The organism is Acidiphilium sp. PM (genome assembly GCF_000219295.1).
GTDB lineage: Bacteria > Pseudomonadota > Alphaproteobacteria > Acetobacterales > Acetobacteraceae > Acidiphilium > Acidiphilium multivorum.
In genome coordinates this window covers 1-1,577 of sequence record NZ_AFPR01000262.1, presented here as the reverse complement: position 1 = coordinate 1,577, position 1,577 = coordinate 1, and the positions used below count along the sequence as shown (strand labels likewise).

Genomic DNA, 1,577 nt, shown 5'->3' with positions numbered 1-1,577 from the left:
TCGGCGCCGCCGACGCGCTCGCGGCCGATCTCGAGCAGGACGGGCACGGCGAGCGGCGAGACGCGGGGCAGGGCGCGGTGATGCACCCGCCCGCGCGCGCGGGCCAGCATGCCGGCGATGCGGGCGAGATCGACCAGCCCGTGCGCGGCATCGGCCCAGGTGGCGCGGAGGAGAATATGGCTCGGGTCATGCTTGCGGAGGACATCGTAGATCAGATCGGTATTGATGGTGATCTGTCTACGGTTCTTCTCGCCGCCCGGATGCATCCGTTCGATCAGCCCGGCGATGACCGCGACATTGCGGAAACTGCGCCGCAGCATCGAGCTGTCCGCCATCCACGCCTCGAGATCCTCGCCGAGCAGGTCCTCCTCGAACAGGCGGGCGATCCCGGTCGGCTCGCGCGCGCACCAGATGCCGAGCACGTAATCGGTCGCGACATAGCCGAGCGGCTGGAAGCCGAACCGCTCCAGCCGGCGGGTCAGCAGCATGCCCAGCGCCTGGTGCGCCTGCCGCCCCTCGAAGCAATAGGCCACGAGATACCACCGCCCGCGGCGCGGAAACGTCTCCACCAGCAGGTCGTCCGGCGCCGGCAGCGCCGAGCGCGCCGCCTGCAGGCCGAGCCATTCGCGCACCGGCGCGGGAAAGCGGTCCCAGGTGGCGGGCGTGTGCAGCATTCGCCGCACCCGGTCGGCGAGGTTGGTCGAAAGCGGCATCCGCCCGCCGGCATAGGCCGGGATCTTCGGCTCGCCCGTGCCGCCCTCGGCGCAGAGCACGCTGGTCTCGCGAATGCCGAGAAAGCGCAGCAGCCGCCCGGCGAAGCGGAACGTGTCGCCCGGCGAGAGCATCGCCGCGAAATATTCCTCGACCTCGCCGAGCACGATCCCGCCGCGCCCGCCGCCGAGCCGCACCTTCAGCACCGGCGCCTCGACGATGGTGCCGATATTCATCCGCAGCCGCCGCGCCACCGCCTCGTTGCGGACATGCACAACCCCCTCGGCATCGCGGAACAGCCGCCGATATCGCTCATAGACCGCGAGCGCGTAGCCGCCATCCTCGACGAAGCGCAGCACGTCGTCGAAATCCTTGCGCGCCAGCGCGGCATAGGGGGAAGCGGCGGTGATCTCGGCGAACAGGTCGTCGGGGTGGAAGGGCGCGGCGCAGGCGCAGCCCAGCACGTGCTGCGCCAGCACATCGAGCCCGCCCGGCCGTGGCGGATCGCCGTCGAGATCCTGCGCCGCCACCCCCTCGATCGCCGCGGCGCATTCCAGCACCTCGAAGCGGTTGGCGGGCACGAGCAGCGCGCGCGAGGCCTCGTCGAGCCGGTGATTGGCCCGCCCGAGCCGTTGCAGCAGGCGCGACACCCCCTTCGGCGCGCCGATCTGGATCACCTGGTCCACGCCCGCCCAGTCGATGCCGAGATCGAGCGACGAGGTCGCGACCACGGCGCGCAGTTTTCCGCCCGCCATCGCCGCCTCGACGCGGCGGCGCTGCTCCACCGCGAGGCTGCCGTGATGCAGCGCGATCGGCAGGGTCTCGTGGTTGTGCTTCCACAGCGCCTCGAACATCAGCTCGGCCTG

1 protein-coding gene is annotated in these 1,577 nt (G+C 71.3%); it reads right to left on the bottom strand.

The window, feature by feature from the left end:
• A partial coding sequence (locus APM_RS10915; RefSeq protein WP_007423434.1) for a helicase-related protein occupies positions 1–1,577 on the bottom strand: 1,577 nt, incomplete at both ends.